Source organism: Sphingomonas sp. MMS24-J45 (assembly GCF_044881195.1).
In the GTDB taxonomy this organism is placed as follows: Bacteria; Pseudomonadota; Alphaproteobacteria; order Sphingomonadales; family Sphingomonadaceae; genus Sphingomonas.
On the sequence record NZ_CP173255.1, the window covers coordinates 1,592,334 to 1,609,046 of the forward strand.

At 67.5% G+C, this 16,713-nt stretch carries 12 protein-coding genes; 9 read left to right on the forward strand and 3 right to left on the reverse strand.

All coding sequences use genetic code 11. From position 1 onward, the window contains the following. Nucleotides 1-85: 85 nt before the first annotated feature. Nucleotides 86-5,356, reverse strand: coding sequence for an alpha-2-macroglobulin family protein (locus AB5I39_RS08065; RefSeq protein ID WP_404373468.1), 5,271 nt, complete (start codon nt 5,354-5,356; stop codon nt 86-88). Next, a complete protein-coding gene (locus AB5I39_RS08070) occupies nt 5,245-5,907 on the reverse strand; it encodes a hypothetical protein (protein WP_404373471.1) in 663 nt (220 codons plus the stop codon). The genes AB5I39_RS08065 and AB5I39_RS08070 overlap by 112 nt, the downstream gene beginning before the upstream one ends. A gap of 221 nt (nt 5,908-6,128) precedes the next feature. Between AB5I39_RS08070 and AB5I39_RS08075 the strand changes: the two genes are divergently transcribed. Together AB5I39_RS08075 and AB5I39_RS08080 are read left to right on the forward strand one after the other, a co-directional pair. After that, nucleotides 6,129-7,478 carry a glycosyl transferase family protein gene (locus AB5I39_RS08075; protein WP_404374070.1) on the forward strand — a complete coding sequence of 450 codons (1,350 nt, stop codon included), beginning with the start codon at nt 6,129-6,131 and terminating at the stop codon, nt 7,476-7,478. Beyond that, a complete protein-coding gene (locus tag AB5I39_RS08080) occupies nt 7,475-8,491 on the forward strand; it encodes a hypothetical protein (protein WP_404373473.1) in 1,017 nt (338 codons plus the stop codon). The genes AB5I39_RS08075 and AB5I39_RS08080 overlap by 4 nt, the downstream gene beginning before the upstream one ends. Before the next feature lie 156 nt (nt 8,492-8,647). On the opposite strand, the gene AB5I39_RS08085 is transcribed toward AB5I39_RS08080, so the two are convergent. Beyond that, nucleotides 8,648-9,457 carry a flagellin gene (locus AB5I39_RS08085; RefSeq protein ID WP_404373476.1) on the reverse strand — a complete coding sequence of 270 codons (810 nt, stop codon included), beginning with the start codon at nt 9,455-9,457 and terminating at the stop codon, nt 8,648-8,650. A 282-nt stretch (nt 9,458-9,739) separates the two neighbouring features. On the opposite strand from AB5I39_RS08085, the gene AB5I39_RS08090 reads away from it, so the two are divergent. From AB5I39_RS08090 to AB5I39_RS08120, 7 genes are all read left to right on the forward strand, one after another. Continuing rightward, on the forward strand, nt 9,740-11,026 hold the full coding sequence (locus AB5I39_RS08090) for a sigma-54 interaction domain-containing protein (RefSeq protein ID WP_404373478.1): 1,287 nt from the start codon (nt 9,740-9,742) through the stop codon (nt 11,024-11,026). Beyond that, on the forward strand, nt 11,023-11,382 hold the full coding sequence (fliE, locus tag AB5I39_RS08095) for a flagellar hook-basal body complex protein FliE (protein ID WP_404373481.1): 360 nt from the start codon (nt 11,023-11,025) through the stop codon (nt 11,380-11,382). The genes AB5I39_RS08090 and fliE overlap by 4 nt, the downstream gene beginning before the upstream one ends. Before the next feature lie 3 nt (nt 11,383-11,385). Next, nucleotides 11,386-13,110 (forward strand): flagellar basal-body MS-ring/collar protein FliF, encoded by a 1,725-nt coding sequence (fliF, locus tag AB5I39_RS08100; protein WP_404373484.1) that lies wholly within the window; start codon nt 11,386-11,388, stop codon nt 13,108-13,110. Continuing rightward, nucleotides 13,107-14,114: a flagellar motor switch protein FliG gene (gene fliG, locus AB5I39_RS08105; protein WP_404373487.1), complete on the forward strand. Its 1,008-nt coding sequence runs from the start codon at nt 13,107-13,109 to the stop codon at nt 14,112-14,114. The genes fliF and fliG overlap by 4 nt, the downstream gene beginning before the upstream one ends. Next, the gene (locus AB5I39_RS08110; protein ID WP_404373489.1) at nt 14,107-14,844 is read left to right on the forward strand and encodes a FliH/SctL family protein; all 738 of its coding nucleotides are present in this window, start codon (nt 14,107-14,109) and stop codon (nt 14,842-14,844) included. Before fliG ends, AB5I39_RS08110 begins: the two co-directional genes overlap by 8 nt. 118 nt (nt 14,845-14,962) lie before the next feature. Next, the gene (locus AB5I39_RS08115; protein WP_404373492.1) at nt 14,963-16,291 is read left to right on the forward strand and encodes a FliI/YscN family ATPase; all 1,329 of its coding nucleotides are present in this window, start codon (nt 14,963-14,965) and stop codon (nt 16,289-16,291) included. Beyond that, nucleotides 16,284-16,703 (forward strand): hypothetical protein, encoded by a 420-nt coding sequence (locus AB5I39_RS08120; RefSeq protein WP_404373495.1) that lies wholly within the window; start codon nt 16,284-16,286, stop codon nt 16,701-16,703. Before AB5I39_RS08115 ends, AB5I39_RS08120 begins: the two co-directional genes overlap by 8 nt. Nucleotides 16,704-16,713 lie beyond the last annotated feature (10 nt).

Consider the following 16,713-nt stretch of genomic DNA (forward strand, 5'->3'; position numbering starts at 1 on the left):
GCGTAAGAGAGCGCGGTACTCGATCAACTCAACGGCTCGCGACTGGGCCCCGGCGTGCGCCGGGGTGGGGCATCAGGGATAGAGGTTACCGCTGCACCACCGTTACCGGCGCAAGCGGCAGCTGCGCGCGGATCGCGGGCGAATACATCGCCTCGACCCGGCTCGGCGGCAGGCTGAAGCGCCCCGCCCCGTTCAAGCGTAGCATGTACGACGCGCTGAATGCCCCGCGCGGAACCCACCCGTAATAAGCCCGCCACGCATCGTTCCGCCGCTCGACATAGGCGGGCACCACGCCGACCTGAATGTCCCACAGCTTGCCGTCCGCATCGCGCGCCTCGAACTTGGTGCCCGGACCCGCCGACGCTTGCCCCGCCAGCATCTGCGACTGGCCGCCCAGATCGCCGATGATCGTCGCACCCGCCGGGATCGGATCGTTGATCACGACCCAGTTGCGCTCGGCGCTCGCCTTCACCGTGATCGTCACCTTGACGACGTCGCCGCGCGTCAGCACGCCCTTGGTCCGCGCTTGGATCACCTCGACGTTGCGCTGCATTTCGTAGCCCGCGAACAGCGCCTTGGTCAGCGGCACCGCCGCCGAGACCGACACGTTCGCCCACGGCCCCGGCCCGGCATGCACCAGTTTCAGCGGGGTCAACATCGATGGCAGCGGGAAGCTGGCGCTGCGCGCTTGCGGGGCGAGCGGCCAGGTCTTGCTGATCGTCTGCCCACCCAGGTTCATCGTGGTCGCGCCGACGATCGCGCTTGCCGGATAGAGGCTGGCGAACTTCTTCGCTGCGATGGTGCCCCACGCGTTGGCGGTGGTCGTGTCCCACCGGCCCTTGGTTTGGCGCAAAGCGACCCCGACCATCATCTTCGGCGCATCGTCCTGCCAGCCGGGGCGGCCGAGCGTGGCGATGACCGCCTTGATCGAGGCTTCGTCGCCCGAAGACATCAGCCACCACGGCTGGTTGCTGCTGTCCGACAGGTCGAGCCGGGTGCCTTCATAGACCAGCCGCGTGCGCAGCGTGTTGGCCGCGGCCGACTTCAGCGCGGGGCCATTGGCCAGGCCGGGCAGATGGTCGAGCGCTACGATATAATCGGCGAGCAGTGCGGTCGGCATTTCCTTGGGCGTCATGCTCAACTGGCCGAGCATCGCCGGGGTCGCCGCATTGGCACGGGCCAGCGCGTTGAAGGCATAGACGCGCTGGAGCCGGACATCGCCATACTCCTCATGGCGGAGACGTCCGTCGAGCACGGCTTTCAGCCCCTCGATCATCTTCGCGCGCGGGCCTTCGGGGATCGCGAGACCGGCATCGGCGGTCATCGCCAGCACATAGGCGGTCAGCGCTTCCGACCCGTTCAGGCTGCCCGACGGCCAGTAGCGCAGCAGCCCGTCATCCGCCTGATAGGCCGGGATTTCGCCCGCCAGCGCCTGCCACTGTGCAGCATCGCCCAACGCCACCGCGCGCGACAGCCGCTGTTCGAAGCAGTCGTAGGGATAGCGCGCCATGAACGCGCGCACCCCTTCGAGCGGCGGGGCGAGCGTGTCGTCCAGCCGGATGTCGACCGTGCCGCGACCCGCGAGCGCGCCCATCGGCGGCTGGATCGGGATCGTCGTATCGGCCCCGATCCGCGCCAGCGTGCCCGCCCACACTTCGACCGGGTAGAGCGGCTGGACGGTCTGATCGGTGGTAATCTGATCGACCGCCTTGCCGTCCGAGGACTTGGCAACGACATGCCAGCGCAGCCGGTCGAGATTGGCCGGCGCAGTCAGGTTCCACGCCACCGGCACCGCGCCGCCCGCCGGAATGGTAACGGTCAGCGGCTTGCCCTGCGCGATGGCGGGCGTGACGTCGACCTTGGCAGTGACGGTCATCGGCTTGTCGGATTCGTTGCGCAGCGTGAAGCCTGCGGCATAGAAATCCCCACTGCGCACGATGGGCGGGAGCCCCGCGAAGATCGACAGATCCTGCGCAGTGCGTACGCTCGCCATGCCGGTGCCGTACAGCTGCGCCCCGTCGGTGGCGATCGCCACCAGCTTGAACGAGGTCAGCGCGTCCGACAGCGCGACCGGGATACGCGCATGGCCATTGGCATCGAGCGCGACATGGCCCTGCCACAGGATCACCGGCTTGAAATTCTCGCGGTTGAGGCCCGATCCGTCCGCCGCTCCGCCACCGTCGCCGCCGATCTCGACCGCCTTCTTGCCGTAATGCCGCTTGCCGACGACCTGCGTCTGCGCTGTCGAGGTTAGCACCGACAGCGGGCGTTCGCCCATTACCGCGGTCAGCACATCCCAGCTATCGTTGGGCGCGAGCTGCAACAGCGCCTCATCGACCGCCGCGAAGGCAAGATCGGCACTGCGCGCGGGTTTCCCATCGGGGGTCTTCACCTGCACATCGACCTGCGCCACGTCGCGCGCGGCATAGCGTTGGCGGTCGGCCTTCACCGCGACGTTCAGCTGGTGCGCTTCCCAACCGACCTTCACCTTGGCGATGCCGATGCGGTAGCTCGGCTTGGCGAGATCGACGAGCGCGGTCGGCTCCTGCCCCTCGGGCGGATCGCTCGCCAGACCGACGCTGCGCGCGAGGCCGTGTAGCCAGGTCCACACGCTGCTTTCGGTGCGGCCGCGCACGACCATGACCGAGACGAACACGTCGGGGGCATAACTGCCCGGCATCTTCACCTCGACCACCGGATCGGTGCCGCTGATTTGGGTGACGTAAGAAGCGAGCACGCCTTCGCGCTCGACCGTGACCAATGCGGTCGCCTGGCGGAACGGCATGCGCACCTGGAAGCGCGCCACGTCGCCCGCCTTGTACGAGGGTTGTTCAGCAATCACGTCCATGCGGTCGCCATTGTCGCCGCCGAACCACCAATCGTCCTTGCCCGCCAGCCACACGCTCTGCGTCGCGCGCGCTTCGTTGCCGTTCGCATCCTTGGTGGTGGCAACGGCATAGACTTCGCCCGACACGCCGGGGTCGAGCTTGCACGTCGCCAGCCCCTGCGCGTCGGTCGTGGCCGAGCAGGTCTGCGCCAGCTTGGTCGTTTTCATGCGATTGTCATAGGCGTAGAAGCCGCCGATCAGCCGCCGCCGCGCGGTCAGGATCTGGCGGCTGTACAGCGCGACCGAAATCGCCTGATTGGCGATCGGCTTGCCATTGGTGTCGAGCGCGACGAAGCGCAGGCGCAAATCGTCCTGCTTCATCAGCCAGCCGTCGGTCTTGATGCCGAGCTGCACGCCGCTGGCATAGATCGGGATGCGCTTGGAGGCGGTCAGAACCTCGCCATTGGCATCCTGATAATCCATTTCGACCAGCACGTCGGTCGTGCCGTCGAGGCCTTGTGGCACGCTGAGCGTCTGTTTCGCGGTGCCGTCGCCGCCAAGCGTCGCGGGCAGCATCTGCGTCGGCGGCAGCGGCGTCTGTTCCTCCTCGCCATCACCGTTCAGCGGGCGCGTGCCCTCGGCGATCGCCTTCCCGCCGAAGCTGTAGCTCTCGTAATTCTCGGGCTTGGCGTCGTGCGCGAAATAGCCGACGCGCATGTCGACCGCGAGATTGGACGCACCCCCGCCCGACAGATAGCCGACGAACAGGTCGAGCGGCAGGGTGGTTGGGCGGACCACCGCCTCCTTCGGGCCGGTGACGCTGGCGCGCATCGTCGGCAGCTTGAATTCGTCGACCTTGAAACTCTGCCCGGTCTCGATCGTGCGGCCCTCTGCGATCACCGACAGATCGTAATCGCCCATCGGCGCGCCCGATGGGGCGGTCCATTCGCTGGTGCCGATGCCGTTCGCGTCGATGGTGAGCGGCAGGTCGAATTGCGTGTCCGAACCGCGATGCTGCAGGCGGAGCGTGCCGGACAGTGCCGGGGCGAGGCCGAATCCCGCGCCGACCGAGGTGCGAAGGATGTGCTTCATATGCACCGTCTCGCCCTGGCGGATCAGCGCGGTGTCGAACACCGTGTGCAGCATCTCGCCGCGCGCCGAATAGCCATAGGGCAGGTCGAAATCGTACGGGCGGATGCCCTGGCCCCATTCGGTCAGCGTGAAGCTGAAATCGTCGCCGACGCGGGCCGAGATCATCAGCGGCGCCTGGCCGTACTTGCAATCGCCATAGGTTTCCGGCGCGGGCAGGCCGGGCGGCGCGAACACCGCGCCGCTGGCATCGGTCGTGCCGTGCGCGAGGCTTTCGCCGGTGCAGCTGTCGGTGATGCGCACCGCCGCCCCCGGGACGGGCTTGCCGGTGTCGAGCGCGGTAACCCAGGCGAGGCTCTTCTCGCGGCCCCATTTGAAATGCACCGCCATGTTGGTGACGAGCGCGGCGGCGGCGACATAGCGCGGCGCCTTGCGCCCGAGCAGCGCCTGGCCCAGCACCGGGCTCGCTAGTTCAACCACGTAGAAGCCGGGCTTGCCCCCGCCGAGCGGCATGCCGACGACTTCGAAATCCTTGCCCTTGCCGGGCAGGCCAACCTGGAACGCCGCACCTTCGCCCTTGGCGAGGATCGGCTTCGCGCCGGTATCGTTGATGCGGATCGCTTCCTTGCCGCGCTTTTCTTCGTGCGTTTCGTAATCGCCGGCTCGGGCGACGGTGCCGAGCCATTCGGCGATCTCCTTGTCGGTGCCATCGACGCGGAACGCCTGGCCGGTGATGGCGAGGTTCTGCCCCTGCAACGAAGGTTCCACGTTGCGCACGGTCACCGGCAGCACGCCGCCCTGCTTCGATTCCAGAATGCCGAAGGTCGCGGCAAACTTCACCAGCGGCGGGGCGGCGCCGAAGCGCACCTCCAGCGGGAAGCGCGCGGCGTTGGACAATGGCCGTCCGCTCTCGTCCTTCACGCCTTCCGGCAGGGTCAGCTTGCCGGTCTGCGCCTCCGGCAGCGGAGCCTTGAAGCCGACCGCCGAGACGGTCGCATTGGTCTTGGTATCACCCCGCTCGCCGTCGTTTTCCTGATCGAGGATGGTCGGGGTCAGCAGCTTGCCGTCAGCGGTCTGGATGCGGATTTGTTTGGCGAGTTCGGTCGATACTGGCGCGGAGAAGCGTACCCACGCCTTTTCGACCGGGTTGCAGCCTGCGGCGGCATTGACGCGGCTGCATTCGAACTTGGCGGTGAAGGGCTGGCGGACGGTGTAATCGAAACGCTGGTCGGTGCCGGCAGTCTTGCCGCCCGCGCCAACGATGTTTGCGCCCCACACCAGGGACATGTCGGTCCCCGGCGGGAGCGGGCGGTGGCATCGCAGCGCGGTTACCCCGGCATAGGCCTTCGCGCGATCGGCGGGTGCGGGGATCGCGGCGGGCAGACCGCCGTTTTCGAGGAAGCTGCGCACGGTCCAGCTGTTGGTGCCGAGCTCGCCCAAATCTTGCCCGCGAGATCGGGCGCGAGCACGTCGACGGGGATCTTCTCGCCCACGCCCTTGACCGAGCAATAGGCGTTGGCGGCGACCGAAGCCGGGGTGGCGGGCAAGTTCGCCGCGACCAGGAAGACCTGATCTTCCTCGATTTCGCTCGATTCCGAACCGGGCAAGACCGCGCGCGCGACCGGGCCGCCGGCATCGACGGTGAATTCGCGCTGGCCTGTTGCGGCATAGCCGCTGACGCTCTTCAACCCATCGCGCAGGTTGAATTTGCACACTGTGCCGCCGGGCAGGCCGCTGGCGAAATCGTAAACGAACGTCTGCGGGTCGACCCAGCGCCCCTGTCCACTGACTGCGCAGGTTACGTCGAACGGCGAGGCTGCGCGGGGATCGCCCAAGGGCACCATCGGCTGGTTGAAGCGCGCTGTGAAGCGTTCGATCGCGCCATCCCCAACGCCGGGCGTGGCAAGCACCACTTGCGGGCTCGAATCACCGAACGCGGTGACGGGGGCAATCGCCAGGGCAAGCAGTGCGAGACGATACGCCAGCTTCATCAGGCCCTCCCAGGCGCGGTAACCACAATCTTATATCGCGACGAAGCGTGCACGTATAGCGACGAATGGAGCGTCTCGTCGCAAATTTGCGTGTTCGCGCGGGATGTTGATGACTGTCTAGATCAACTCGGGGGAACGGTCGAGGGGGGCGTCGTTCGGTGGGGGCAGAGTGGGCCGCGACGTGGGTGTTGGCTGCGCTCGATGCTGTCCTGCGCGAGACGATGCTGTTCGCCGCGATCGGCTTCCTGATCGGCGGGATCGATGATCTCGCGGTCGATCTGGCGTGGGTATTGACGTGGCGCAAACGGCGTGCGCAGGCGGTGCCTGGCGATCTCCGCGATTACGCAACGCCCTCGCGCCGAATCGCCGTGTTCGTGGCGGCGTGGGATGAAGCCGGAGTGATCGGCGCGATGCTGCACTCCACGCTCGCGCGGCTCGATCACGCCGACTACCGTCTGTATGTCGGCACCTATCCCAACGATCGTGCGACGATCGCTGCGGTGGCATCAGTCGCGGCGGAGGATCCGCGCGTTCGGCTGGTGATCGGCACGCAGGATGGGCCGACGACCAAAGCCGATTGCCTCAACACGCTGTGGCGTGCGCTGGAACGCGACGAGGCGCAGGAAGGCGTCCGCGCCGCGGCGATCGTGCTGCACGATGCGGAGGATCTCGTGCATGCAGGCGAACTCCGCCTCTTCGATGCGCTGATAGGTGATTTCGCCGTCGTGCAGGTGCCGGTTCTGCCGCTGATCGATCCGCGCGCGACGTTGATTTCGGGTCATTATTCCGATGAATTTGCCGAAGCCCATGCCAAAAGCCTTGTCGTGCGTGCGGCATTGGGTGCCGGCCTGCCGCTTGCCGGGGTCGGATGCGCGATCGAACGAACGATGCTCGAGCGGATCGCTGCGGAGCAGGGCGGACTGCCGTTCGATGCCGGATCGCTGACCGAGGATTATGAACTGGGCTTGCGCATCGCGGCGCGCGGCGGGCGCGGTGTGCTGGCGCGGGTGCGCGAGCGGCGCGGCGGACCGCTGGTGGCAGTGCGCGCCTATTTCCCCGCGACGCTCGACACGGCGGTGCGGCAGAAAGCGCGCTGGATGACGGGTATCGCGCTCGCCGGTTGGGATCGCATCGGGTGGACGCGCAGCCTCGACTGGCGCGATCATTGGATGCGGATGCGCGATCGCCGTGCGCCGCTGGCCGTGCTGGTGCTGGCAATCGCTTATGTCGCGCTGGTCGCGTGGGGCGCGTCGCTGGCAGGTCACGCGCTGATGGGAACTCCGGCGCCGCCGCTGTCGTGGTCGATGACACTCGTGCTGCGGATCAACGGCGCGCTGCTCGGCTGGCGGCTCACGTTGCGCGCGCTGTGCACGGGCCGCGCTTATGGCTGGCGCGAGGCATTGTGGTCGTTTCCGCGCGCGCTGGTGGCCAATCTCGTCGCGTTGCTGGCGGCGCGGCGTGCGGTCACCGCCTATGTCCGATTGCTGCGCGGCGGTGCGCTTACGTGGGACAAGACCCGTCATGTCTTTCCCGATACGGCAGGCGTGCCGGTGCGAGGCGATGCCGGATGAGCGGGCAGGGGCGCCCGCTGCGCTTCCTGGGGATCGTGCTGGGCGGCTGGATCGGCGTGCGGGTCGTCCTGCTGTGGCCGACGCTCGAGTCCCCGGCGGCGGTTCTGCGGGCAATCGCCCCGGTGCCGATCGCTGCCCATGCGCCGCCGCAAGCCGCCCGTCTGCCCGTCGGCACGTCGATCGTGTCGCGCGGCGCAGCATCGATCTACGCTCAGCGCGCGACCATGCCGGCGACCCCGCGTCGCGCCCCGAATCCGACGCGCGTCGCGCTCGCCTTGCTCGGGCTGGTGCGCTTCGGTGATCTGGTTCCCGACGATCCGCCTGAGGCCCTGCTCCCCGGCCTGCCGCGCACCGTGCCGGTCACGCCAGCGCCGCGCACGGTATCGCGCTGGTCGGGCAGTGCATGGCTGGTCGCGCGGGGTGGCGCCGGGGTCGCGCCGGGCGGCCTCGGCGGACAGCTCGGCGGATCGCAAGCGGGCGCGCGGCTCGCTTATCTGATCGACCGCCGCCGCCGGATCGCGCTTGCGGCGCGTGCCACCACACCGCTCGGGCCCGGCTTGCGCGAGGCGGCGGTCGGGGTTGAGTGGCAACCGACGCGCTTGCCGGTGCGGATCGTTGCCGAGCAGCGGTTCGCCTTGAATGGCGGTCGTGGCGGACCGGCGCTTGGCGTAGTCGGCGGCATCGACCCGGTCGCGTTGCCGCGCGATTTCCGGCTGGAGGCGTATGCGCAGGCCGGGGTGATCCGGCGCGCTACCACCGAACCCTATGCCGATGGCGCGGTGCGGATCGTCCACCCGCTCGGTACGATCGGCGGCGTGCCGGTCGAGCTCGGCGCGGGAGCATGGGGTGGCGCGCAACGCGGTGCGGCGCGGCTTGATCTCGGTCCCTCGGTCGGTGTGTCGGTGCCGCTCGGCAAACAGCGCGTGCGCGTGATGCTCGACTGGCGGCAGCGTGTGGCGGGCGCGGCGCGGCCGGGATCCGGCGCGGCGTTGACGCTGGGCACGGATTTCTGAGCAAACGCTCCACTCATCGCAAAAGACACGAAAAACCCCGGCGACCAATTGGCCGCCGGGGTTCTCGTAGACCGTCCCCCGCACGCGGGTACGAAGGATAGCCCGCTCGGCCCCGACACCCGATATAGGGGGGCGGGTGCCAGGGCCGGTCTCGTTTTAGCCGAGCAGCTTCAGCACGCCCTGCTGCGACTGGTTCGCCTGGGCGAGCAGCGCGGTCGATGCCTGGCTGAGGATCTGCGCCTTGGCGAGGTTGGTCGTTTCGGTCGAGAAGTCGACGTCCTCGATGCGGCTGCGCGCGTCGGTCAGGTTCGCGACGTTGCTGGTCAGGTTGTTGACCACCGAAGCCAGACGGCTCTGGCCGGCACCGAGCGTGGCGCGGACGGTGTTGACCGTCTGCAGCGCGGTGTCGAGCGTGTCGAGCGCACCGGTCGCACCGGCAGAGTCGCTGATGTCGATGTCGATCGCATCGTCCAGATCAACGCCGCCGACGTCCAGATCGACCGTGTCGTCCGATGCCGAACCGGTCTGGATCGTGACGGTGGCAGCGGCATTGCTCAGCAGCTCGACGCCGTTGAACTTGGTCTTGCCCTGAATGTCGGTGAGCTGTGCGGTCAGCTGGCCGACTTCGGCCTGCAGGTTGGTGCGGTCGTCATCGCTATACGTGCCCGATGCCGACTGGACAGCCAGTTCGCGGATGCGCTGCAGGATGTTGGTCACTTCGCCAAGCGCGCCGTCTGCCGTCTGCGACAGCGCGATGCCGTCGTTGGCGTTGCGGATTGCTTGGTTCTGGCCACGGATCTGCGAGGTCAGCGACGATGCGATGGCCAGGCCAGCTGCGTCGTCCTTGGCGGAGTTGATGCGCTTGCCGGTCGATAGGCGCTCGATGCTGGTCTGCAGCGCGGCGCTGGCCGAATTCGATGCGTTGGTCGCGCGAAGTGCGCCGACGTTGGTTCCGATAACAGTCATGGGTGTATCTCCATTGTGGTCCGGCAATCCCGCCGCCCCCTATCGGAGAGCCGAGCCGCCAAGGGTGGTAACGACCGCTCGGCGAGGAGATTAAGCGCTTTTGCAAACCACATCGTTCCACCGACGGTTTTCCACCGGATTTCCAGGGGTTTGCGGCGCCATTATAGGGGATTTTTCGCGTCCGGGGTGCGGCAAGCGGAAAAACTTTGCCGCTGCGGCAGTATGTTTAACGGCTCGTTTACCAAATCTGCCGCATTCCTCCGTTCGTCCAGGGGGAAATCCATGCGTTCCATCGTTCCATCCGCCGCCATCCTTCGCCAGCATTATCCGCTGGTGTCTGCGCTCCGGGCGCAAGGTTTCGCGATTGGCAGCACTGGCGCCAACGGTGCCGATGCCAAGCCGCGCAGCGGCGAGCTGTATCTGGTGGCGGAAGGGGAAACCCCGCCCGCCGCCGCCCGCACCGTGGTGATCGGATCCGACGGGCGCTGCATCATCCCCTCGCGCGATGGCAGCCCGGCGCGCGTTGCGTTCGGTCCAGCCGATGCCGCGGTTGGCGCAGGCTTTGTCCGCGCTTTGCTCGCCGAACCCGAAATGCCGACTGCCGCCGATCCCGAAAGCCTCGCGCTCTATGCACTGGCGGAACGCGTCGCCGCCGCCGACATCACGGTATTGATCAACGGCCCGACCGGCACCGGCAAGGAAGTGCTCGCGCGCGCGATCCATCTGAACTCGGCCCGCGCAGCGGGTCCGTTCATCGCGATCAATTGCGCGGCGCTTCCCGAAACGATGCTCGAGGCGATGCTGTTCGGCCATCAGAAGGGCGCCTTCACCGGTGCCTCGGCGGGCGGCGAGGGGTTCTTCCGCGCCGCGAATGGCGGCACGCTGCTGCTGGACGAAATCGCCGAAATGCCGCTCCCGCTTCAAGCCAAGCTGCTGCGTGCACTGCAGGAACGCGAAGTCGTGCCGATCGGCGCGACCAGCCCGCAAGCGATCGACGTGCGCGTCATTGCCTGTGCAAACCGCGATCTGCAGGATGAAGTTGCTGCCGGGCGTTTCCGTGCCGACCTTTACTACCGCCTGTCGGTTTTCCCGCTCACCACCAAGCCGCTCGCCGAGCGTCCGCAGGACATTCCCGCGCTCGCCGCGACGCTGATCCTGCGCCACGCGGGTAACCGCCAGACGATTCCGTGGCCCGACATGTCGGCGATCGACTTGCTGTTGCGCCACGATTGGCCGGGCAATGTGCGCGAGCTGGAAAATGTCGTGCAGCGCGCGTTGCTGTTCGCTGGCGGCGATACGATTTCGGCCGAGCACATCGTGTTCGATCGCCCGACCGCGCTGCAGGCGAGTGCCGCGAACGATCAGTCGGCACCTGCAACACTCGGGAATATCGTGCAGATGCACGAATTCCAGGCGATCCGCGAAACGCTGGCGGCGTGCAACGGCAGCCGGATCGAGACCGCCAAGCGTCTCGGCATTTCCGAACGCACGCTGCGCTACCGCCTCGCCAAGGCGCGCGAGCAGGGCGATGAGATCGTGCCTGCTGCCAATCGGAGTGCATGGGCATGAGCATCGACGGAATCGGTGGTGGCGGCGCGATGAGCGTCGACCGCGTGATGGCGCTGCGCGCGCAGATCCTCGAACGCAACCAGGCGCTCGCCCGAGCTGGGGCAAGCGACGGCCCGGCGGCAACGCAAGCCAAGCCAGCCAGCTTCGCCGCGACGATGGAAGATGCGCTCAAAAGCGTGAACCAGGGGCAGGTCGAAGCCTCCAAGCTCTCGGAAGCCTATGAGCGCGGCGAGACTGTCGACATCGCCAAGGTGATGATGGCCCGCCAGCAGGCTTCGGTCGGCTTCGAAGCGACGCTGCAAGTCCGCAACAAACTCCTGTCCGCTTACAAGGACATCATGAGCATGCCGGTATAATCGATGAGCAACGCCCTCACTCCCAGCCCGCTCCCCGCCCTTCCGGAGCGCTTCGCCAACCCCATCAGCCAGTTGCAGGGTCTGCTCGCGCAGCCTGCGGTGCGGCGTAGCTTGCCGATGGTGCTGCTGGTCGGCCTGATCGCGGCCGCTGCGCTCGCCTGGATGATGATCGCCACGCCGACGCAGAAGACGCTGTTTGCCGGGCTCGCCGATGCCGACAAGGCGTCGGTCACCGCCGCGTTGCAACAGGCCAACATCACCTCGCGGATCGACGAGGCGACTGGTGCGCTGACCGTCAACGAAGACGATTATTCGCGCGCGCGCATCCTGCTTGCCGGACAGGGCCTGCCCAAGGCGGCCCCTGGCGGTTATCAGATTCTCGACAGCCTGCCGATGGGTGTGTCGCGCGCGGTGGAGGGCGAACGTCTGCGCCAGGCGCGCGAAACCGAACTCGCCCGCTCTATCCAGGAAATCGACGCGGTGGCCGAGGCGCGCGTGCATCTCGCCACCCCCGAACAGTCGGTGTTCGTCCGCGACAATGCCGCGCCGTCCGCCTCGGTCATCGTCAAATTGCAGCCGGGCCGCAGCCTCGGCGACGCGCAGGTGTCGTCGATCGTCAATCTTGTCGCCTCGTCGGTGCCCGGCATGAAGCCTGAGGGTGTGACGATCGTCGACCAGATGGGCGGCCTGCTCACCAAGGGTGCGCGCGAAAGCCAGCTCGGCATTGCCAGCGACGAACGCATCGCGTTCCAGCGTCGGGTCGAGGAGAAATATCGTGCGCAGGTCGTGCAATTGCTCACCCCGCTCGTCGGCGCAGGCAATTTCACCACCGAAGTGCAAGCCGATGTCGATCTGAACGAAACCCAGGCGACGCGCGAAAGCTATGACAAGCAGGGTGCTTTGCGGGTCGAGCAGGGGCAGTGGACTGGCAACGGCAGCCCTGCGTCGGCGGCGCCCGGCGGCATCCCCGGCGCCCTGTCGAATACCCCGCCGCCCGCCTCGACGCTGACAGCGCCGCAGCCCGCCGCAACCCCGACGCCCGGCGCAACGCCGACCCCGGGCGCGACGCCAGCCGCCGCGGCACCGGTCGTCGCTGCTGCCGCCAGCGCGGTCAGCGATGCGATGAAGGCGAGCGACCAATATTCGCGGGCTTATGACTTGGGCAAGGAAGTCTCTGTCAGCCGCACCGCCCCCGGCGACATCAAGCGCCTGTCGGTCGCCGTGCTGCTGCGTGACCCCGAAACGGGCAAGCCGCGCGGGACGGTCGAGATCCAGCAGATCACCTCGCTGGTGCAGACCGCAGTTGGCTATAACCAGGGCCGCGGCGACCAGGTGACGGTCATCAGCCGCAAATTCGCCGGTGCGACCGCGCTCGATGACAAGCAGCCGTGGTATGATGCCGGCTGGCTGCCGGTCGTGGCGCGCAACGTCACCGCGATCGTCATCGCGCTGCTCGTGCTGTTCCTCGGCATCCGCCCGCTCGCCAAGGCGGTGCTCAAGAAGCGCGACGACTCGGCGCCGCAGCCGCGCGCCGCGCTGGGCCGGGAATTCGCCGGTGAATCGAGCGGCAACGGCCAGATGCCGCCCCCGCCTGGCGACCAGCCGGTCAGCATCGAAGCACTCGAACAGACGCGCGGCTATGACGATCGGATCGGCATGGTCCGCGGCTTCACTCGCGACAATCCGGCGCGCGCCGCGCTCGCCGTACGGGACATGATCAAGTCATGAACGCGCCAATGCGAACCTATACCGGCGTCGAACGCGCCGCCGTGCTGATGATGCTCGTTGGCGAGGAGGAAGCCGCTGCCATCCTGCAGAAGCTCGATCCTGAGGAAGTCCGTCAGCTCGGCAAGGCGATGTTCGCGGTCGCCGATGTCAGCGAGATCGAGGTCGAACATGTGCTCGACGATTTCGTCGGCAAGGCACGCGAGCGCACTGCGATCGGCTTCGATCCGCGCCCCCGCATCGAGGCGGTGATGACGCGCGCTTTGGGCCAGGAAAAGGCCGACAGCGTGCTCGCACGGATCGTCCCGGCAGATGAAGCGTGCCAGATCGACTTGCTCGATTGGCTCGATGCCAATGAAATCGCCGCGATGATCGAGAAGGAACATCCGCAGATCGCCGCCGTGCTGATCGCCAATCTCGATCCGGCGGTCGGCGCGCAGGTGCTCGAACTGATGCCCGATGCGGTGCAGCCTGACATCCTCCACCGCCTCGCACGGCTGGGGCCGATCACGCCCGAGGCGGTCGCGACGCTCAAGACCATGCTCGCCAACCGCACGACATCGACGCAGACGCAGACCGGCGTCACGCTGGGCGGCACGCGCGACGCCGCCAAGATCCTGTCGAGCGGGCGCAAGGCGACCGAGCTGCGCGTCATGCCGAAACTCTTCAAGATCGACCGCGAAGTGGCGAAGGCGATCGAGGAAGCGATGTTCGTGTTCGACAACCTGCTCGAGCTCGATGACAAGAATCTCGGCACGCTGATCCGCAACATCGACAGCGACATTCTCACGCGCGCGCTGAAGGGCGTCGACGAGAGCGTTCGCGCGCGCTTCCTCGGCTGCATGTCGAGCCGCGCCGCCGACGGCATTCGCGACGAGATGGAGGCGCGCGGGCCAATGAAGCTCAGCGAAGTGCTCGATGCGCAGAAGGTAATCATCCAGATCGCGCGCAATCTCGCCAAGGACGGCACGATCCAGATGGGTGGCGGTGACGACGATTATGTCTGAGTTTACAGCCGGTTTTTCCTCGCGCGGGATTGGCGTCGCCGAGGCGCTCCAGGCCGCGTTCGCGCCCCGCGTTGCGGGCTTCGCCGCCGCCGATCTGCGTGATCGCGCAACGCGTGGCCCCGTTCATTTCGCGCCGCAAAGCGAGAGCGACGCCAGCCCGAAACACTTCTCGCCGGCCAATCCGGGTAGCAATCCGACCGCTGGCTGGGACCCGCTCGATGCCACTGCGCCGCCCGCGCCGTTTATCGATCCGGTCGCGGCTGCCCATGCGGCGGGCTATGCCGAGGGCGTCGAGGCCGCGCGTGCCGAATCCGCCGCGAACGCCGAGCGCGACCGCGCCTTGCTCGCCTCGCTCACCCATGCCTTGCAAGCCGACGACCGGATCGATCGCGACGCGGTCGCCCGACGGCTGCGCGAGACGGTGCTGTTTCTGGTCACGCGGCTGGTCGGCGAGGTCGGCATTTCCCCCGAAATCCTCGCGCGCCGGATCGAGGCCGCTGCCGAAATGCTGAGCGATGCCGCCGAATCGGCGATGCTGCGCGTCCATCCGGACGATGTCGCGTTGCTCGAAGGAAAATTGCCGCGCCAGATCTTTGCGATTGGCGATGCGAGCGTCGCGCGCGGCGCGTTCGTGCTCGAAAGCGCCTCGACGATCGTCGAGGACGGTCCCGGGGAATGGCTCGAACAATTGGCGCAGGCGATCGACCGCGTCGCGGTGCCGGAGGCGTGAGCGCGTTCCCCACCGTTCGTGCTGAGCTTGTCGAAGCACCCGTAACCACGCTTTCCGATGCCCGCGCAGCACATGCCCTTCGACAGGCTCAGGGCGAACGGGAAAGGTATCTCTCGTCATGCTGAACCGCTTCACCGGCGACTATCTCGATTCCCTGGGCTTGCCCGATTTCACCCCGCGCCCGAAGGTTTCGGGGCGGCTCGCCTCGTTCGACGGGCTGTTGATGGAGGCGGTCGGGCTCACCCTGCCCGTCGGCACCGTCTGCCAGGTCGGGGACCGTGCATCGGGCGTCGAGGCCGAAGTGATCGGTTTCCGCAACGGGCGCACGCTGTTGATGAACCTCGGCGGCGCGGCGGCGCTGTTGCCGCAAGCACCGGTTCGCCCGGTGGGCGCACCGGGCGAGGCCGAAGTGGGCCCCGCCATGCTCGGTCGCGTGGTCGATGGTGCCGGCAAGCCGATCGACGGCCTGGGGCCCATTCGTGGTGCGGCGCGCTGGCCGCTGGCGGGCAAGATCCAGTCGCCGCTCGACCGTGGCCGCGTGCTGCAACCGCTCGATGTCGGGGTGCGCGCGATCAATGGCTTGCTCACCGTCGGTCAGGGACAGCGGATCGGCATCATGGCCGGATCGGGTGTCGGAAAATCGGTGCTGCTCGGGATGATCGTCCGCGCGGCCGAGGCCGATGTCATCGTGATCGGCCTGATCGGCGAACGCAGTCGCGAAGTCGCCGACTTCCTCGAAACCAAAGTGGCGGGCGAAGCGCGCAAGCGTGCCGTCGTCGTTGCGGTGCCTGCCAACCATTCGCCCGTCCTTCGCATTCGCGGTGCCTTGCGCACCCACGCCATCGCCGAAGGGTTTCGCGCGCAGGGCAAGAAGGTGCTGCTGATCATGGATTCGCTCACCCGCGTCGCCCATGCCGGGCGCGAGATCGGCCTTGCGCTGGGCGAACCCGCGTCCGCGCGCGGATATCCACCTAGCGCGATCGCGATGCTCCCGAATTTGATCGAACGCGCCGGGGTCGATGTCCATTCGGGCGGATCGATCACCGCGATCTATACCGTGCTCGCCGATGGCGACGACGGCAACGATCCGGTCGTGGATAGCGCGCGCTCGATTCTCGACGGGCACATCGTGCTGTCGCGCCAGCTCGCCGAGCGCGGCGTATACCCCGCGATCGACATCGGTCCCTCGGTCAGCCGCGTGATGAGCGACATCGTCGGGCAGCAGCATCTGAAGGCCGCGCGCGTGCTGCGCCGCCACCTCGCCACTTACGAGGAAAATCGCGATCTGGTGCTGATGGGGGCCTATCGATCAGGTGCTGATCCGGCGATCGATGCCGCCATCGCCTGCCACCCGGCGGTGATGGAATATATCAAGCAGGACCCGGGCGAGATGGTGACGCTCGATGATGCCGCAGCCGAGCTGATCGGCGTGTTCGCGGATGGCTAAATCCAAGCTCGACCGCATCCTGCGCGTCCGTACCTTGCAGCTCGGCCTCGTCCAGGCCGAGGAATCGCGCGCGCAGGAACGCGCCGCGAGCGAGGCGCTGCTCAAGTCGCGCATCGCGCAGCTGGTCGAAGGGGTCTCGCCCGCGCCAGCCCCGGTCGCAGGCTTTTCACTCATTGCGGCGGCGCATTTCCGCCAGCGTTTGCACCAATCCGCCGAAGCCGCCGAGGGTCGCTTGCGCGCCGCTCAAGCCGTCGCCGAACGCGCGGCGGAAGCCACGCGCGAGGCGCGCCGCGACCAGAGCGCGATCGAGAAACTGATCGCCCGCGCACAAGCCGATGCCGCGCTCAAGGAAATTCGCGCGCTGGAGACGGCACCGCCCTCGCGCAAAATCCGGCATGATCCTTGCTTATAGCCTGACGGGT